The following is a 3,847-nucleotide window of genomic DNA, read 5'->3' as shown; positions in this document are numbered from 1 at the left end:
CCGTGCGCTGGACGACCAGTGCCCGGCGCTTCTCGGCGACCAGCGCCTCGATCGCCCGCCACTGGTCGTCGCGCAGCCGTGCGGCGCCCGTGTCGTCGCCGACGAGACGGGCGAGCACCGCGTCGGCGGCCGTCCGCAGATCCGTGTTGCTCGTGTGCTCCATGGGTCCCATACAACAGGACGGCGCCGACATCGGCTCCGGGCTGTGGACAACGCCCGGCCGGCGGCACGGCGGTGACATGGACCTGACCCGAGTTGTCCACAGGTGAACCGGAATGTCGCAATCCGCGAGAAGGTCCCGGCATGACGAACCACAGCGGGACGACCGGTCCCTCCGAGAACAGTGACATCCCGAGCCAGTCCGGACGCGACGGGGCGGAGCCGCGACGGGAAGCGGCAGCGTCCCGCACCGGAACACCGGTGCCGGTGACCGGCGAGGACCGCCCACCCCACCCGGCCGACCTGACCTGCACCGCGTACGAGAGCCACGGCGACCCGCAGCAGGTGACGCTGCGCACCCCCGCCGAGCTGGCCGACGCCGTGCCCTACCTGCTCGGATACCGTCCGGAGGACAGCATCGTCCTCGTTTCCCTGCACGACACCGGCGGGCCGGGCAGGATCGGCGGCCGGGCCCGGCTCGGCATCCCCGCCGACCCCGGCGACTGGCCCTCGGCCGCCCGGCAGCTCGCCCACGGCCTGGTGACCGGATGCGAGCGCCGAGGAGCCCGACCCGAGCAGATGGTCGTCTTCCTGTGCCAGGAGCCGGGGCATGGCGAGACCGGCCGGCAGGTCAAGGAGCGGCTGGGACCCTTGGCCCACGCCCTGCGACTGGAATGCGGAGCTCTGGACGTCCCGGTGGTCGAAGCCCTCTGCGTCTCCGACGGCCGCTTCTGGTCCTACTGCTGCGACGACCGGACCTGCTGCCCGGAGGAAGGCACGCCGATGGGCCTGCCCGGCACGTCCGTGCTGGCCGCCGCGGCCGCCTACGCGGGGCTCCAGGTCCGCGGCTCCCTGCGCGAACTGCACGCCAGGCTCCAGCCCTGGGAGACCTCCGCCGCCCACGACCAGCGCCGCGCCCTGGACGACGCCGGGCTGAGGCTGCTCCCCCGGATCGTCGACGAGCAGGCCCGCAAGGCCGTCGCCGACGAGACGCTGGAACTGGCCGAGCGCCTCGTGCGCCGCCTCGCCGACGCCCCGCCCGTCTCCGGCACGCTCCCGTCGGACCTGCGGGACGACGAACTGATCGGGCACGACGAGGCGGCCACGGTGCTCCTCGGCCTCCAGGACCGCACCACCCGCGACCGCGCCGCCGCGTGGATGGAGGGCGACGAGGCGGCCCCGGCCCTCCGCCTGTGGCGCACCCTGGCACGCCGCTGCGTCGGCCCGTACGGGGAGTATGCCGCCGCACCGCTCACCCTCGCCGGGTGGGTCGCCTGGTCCTCCGGCGACGAACTGGAGGCCCGGGAGGCTCTCGCCATGGCTCTCGGGGCCGACCCGGACTACCTGTTCGCGCGTCTGCTGCACCAGGCGTGCAACGAAGGGCTCGACCCGGAGTCGATCCGCCGCTGTCTGCGCGGCGGGGGAGAGGGGGAGTCCAGCCCGGCCGAGGTGAGCGGGGTTTCCGGCGAGCAGGGCAGCGAGGCTCTCGGGAGGGGTGGTGGCGAGAACCCCGGCAAGGATGAGGGCGAGGCGCCCGGCCTCGATGCGTCGCCCACGTCCCGGAGGCGCCGGCTGCGGGCGGCCGGCCGTGCGGGACGGCTCCCGCGCCGCGGAGGCACGCCCACGGGGCGGCTGCCGCGCCCTCGGATGGCACCGGGCGGGACCCGGCCCCAAGGCCCCGCGCACCCCGGCGCCGCGACCCGGCGCGGGCAGCACCAGGAAGGCGCGCACATCGCGCCGCGTGGGGAGGAGACGGAGGAGTAGAGGAGATGCCGGTGCGGAACGAGACCGGCCGACGATCAGGCCGGTGCAGGGAGTGTTTATCGTCAGGCAGACGACTATGATCGCCGCATGCCCTACGACCCGTCAGCTTTCCCGCCTTTCGCCGTCACCGTGGACCTGGTCGTGCTCACCGTGCGACGTCACGCTCTGTGCGCATTGGCGGTACGCAGGGGTGAGCCCCCGTTCCAGGGGCGGTGGGCACTTCCCGGAGGCTTCGTACGGGACGACGAGGATCTGGCGCAGGCGGCGGCGCGGGAGCTGGCCGAGGAGACGGGGCTGCGGGTTCATGATCCGGCCGTCCCCGCCCAGGACCACGGCGCCCATCTCGAGCAGCTGGCCACGTACGGGGACCCCAAGCGTGACCCGCGCATGCGGGTGGTGAGCGTCGCCCACCTCGCTCTGGCCCCGGACCTGCCGGCGCCCCGGGCGGGCGGCGACGCCAGCAACGCGCGCTGGGCGCCCGTGGACGAGCTGTTGCAGCAGGGTGGCCACGGCAGGGACGGCGAGCCGGTGGCGCCGCTCGCGTTCGACCACGCCCAGATCCTCTCGGACGGCGTGGAACGCGCCCGCTCCAAGATCGAGTACTCCTCGCTGGCGACGGCGTTCTGCCCGCCGGAGTTCACCGTCGGTGAGCTGCGCCGCGTCTACGAGGCGGTCTGGGGCGTGGCGCTCGACCCGCGCAACTTCCATCGCAAGGTGACGGGCACGCCGGGCTTCCTGGTGCCCACCGGCGGCACCACGACCCGGCAGGGCGGCCGTCCCGCCCAGCTCTTCCGGGCCGGCGGCGCCACCCTGCTCAACCCGCCCATGCTGCGCCCCGAGGTCTGACACGGGAGAGGCCGGCTTCCGGTACGCGTGTCCCGGGGCCGTTTCCCCTCCTGCAACAGGCCCCGTGGTGCCCGAAAAACCCGATTTGCCGCGCTATCTTGCATCGGGTGATCCAGGCCATCGGACTGACCAGCATCCCTCGCAAAGAGCAGCGGCCCGCCCTCGACAACGTCTCCTTCGAGGCGCATGCGGGCCGCGTCACCGCGTTGCTCGGAGCACCGGGCGCCGGCAAGACCACGGCGCTGAGACTCATGCTCGAACTCCAACGCGGGCGTGGGATCACCTACTTCAGAGGCCGCCCGTTGCACCGCATCCCGCACCCCGCCCACGAGGTGGGGGTGGTTCTGGGCGACGTGCCGGGGCACCCCGCCCGCACGGTCCGCGGACACCTCCGCATGCTCTGCGCGGCCTCCGGGGTTCCGGCCCGGCGTGCCGACGAAGTGCTCGAAGCGGTGGGCCTGGTGAGCCTGCGCGACGAACGCCTCGGCACCCTGTCGCGCGGCATGGACCGCCGCCTCGGTCTGGCCTGCGCGCTCCTGCCGGACCCGCACACCCTCGTGCTCGACGACCCCGCGCGCGGGCTCGTCGCGGGGGAGAGGCGGTGGCTGTACGACATGCTGCGGGAACACGCGGCACAGGGCGGGACGGTGCTGTGCAGCACCGCCGATCCCAAGGAGGCCGCGCGGATCGCCGATCACGTGGTCACGCTGGACGAGGGACGGCTCGTGGCCGACCAGCGGGCCGCCGACTTCGCCCGCACCCGGCTGCGCCGCCGCGTCGCCGTCCGCAGCCCGCACGCCGCCCGCCTCTCCGCACTGCTCGCCCAGCAGGCCCGTTCCACGCAACGGTCCGTGGAGGTCGTGCAGGAGGGCGGCAACCGCCTCTGCGTCTACGGGAGCAGCTGTGCCGAGGTGGGCGAGACGGCCTTCCGAAACGGCATCGTCGTGCACCAACTGGCCGACGAGGTGGGGGACATGGGTCCGGGGGCCGGTGCGGACACGCAACCGGCCGGAGCTGCCGAGCCCCGGCCGGCGGTGGAAACCGCCCCTCAGGACCCGGCGGACCCCGCCCCTGCTTC

General features: G+C 74.1%; 3 protein-coding genes. All 3 read left to right on the top strand.

Going from position 1 to position 3,847, the window contains the following annotated elements; all coding sequences use genetic code 11:
- The first annotated feature begins 303 nt into the window (after positions 1-303).
- A complete protein-coding gene (locus CCN29_RS04055; protein ID WP_086680085.1) occupies positions 304-1,923 on the top strand; it encodes a DUF4192 domain-containing protein in 1,620 nt (539 codons plus the stop codon).
- 87 nt (positions 1,924-2,010) lie between these two features.
- Complete coding sequence (locus CCN29_RS04050) at positions 2,011-2,769, top strand: NUDIX hydrolase (protein ID WP_006129995.1); 759 nt, start codon at positions 2,011-2,013, stop codon at positions 2,767-2,769.
- A 107-nt stretch (positions 2,770-2,876) separates the two neighbouring features.
- Positions 2,877-3,847 (top strand): ABC transporter ATP-binding protein (locus CCN29_RS04045; RefSeq protein ID WP_228678918.1); only part of this gene is annotated, 971 nt, incomplete at its 3' end.

The organism is Streptomyces pseudogriseolus, from assembly GCA_002154585.1.
GTDB lineage: Bacteria > Actinomycetota > Actinomycetes > Streptomycetales > Streptomycetaceae > Streptomyces > Streptomyces pseudogriseolus.
This window is presented reverse-complemented; position numbering and strand designations above follow the sequence as displayed.

Bases quoted from the DNA above. Each gene is read 5' to 3' on its own strand.
- CCN29_RS04050 (WP_006129995.1), top strand. From the start codon at position 2,011: ATGCCCTACGACCCGTCAGCTTTCCCGCCTTTCGCCGTCACCGTGGAC.
- CCN29_RS04055 (WP_086680085.1), top strand. From the start codon at position 304: ATGACGAACCACAGCGGGACGACCGGTCCCTCCGAGAACAGTGACATC.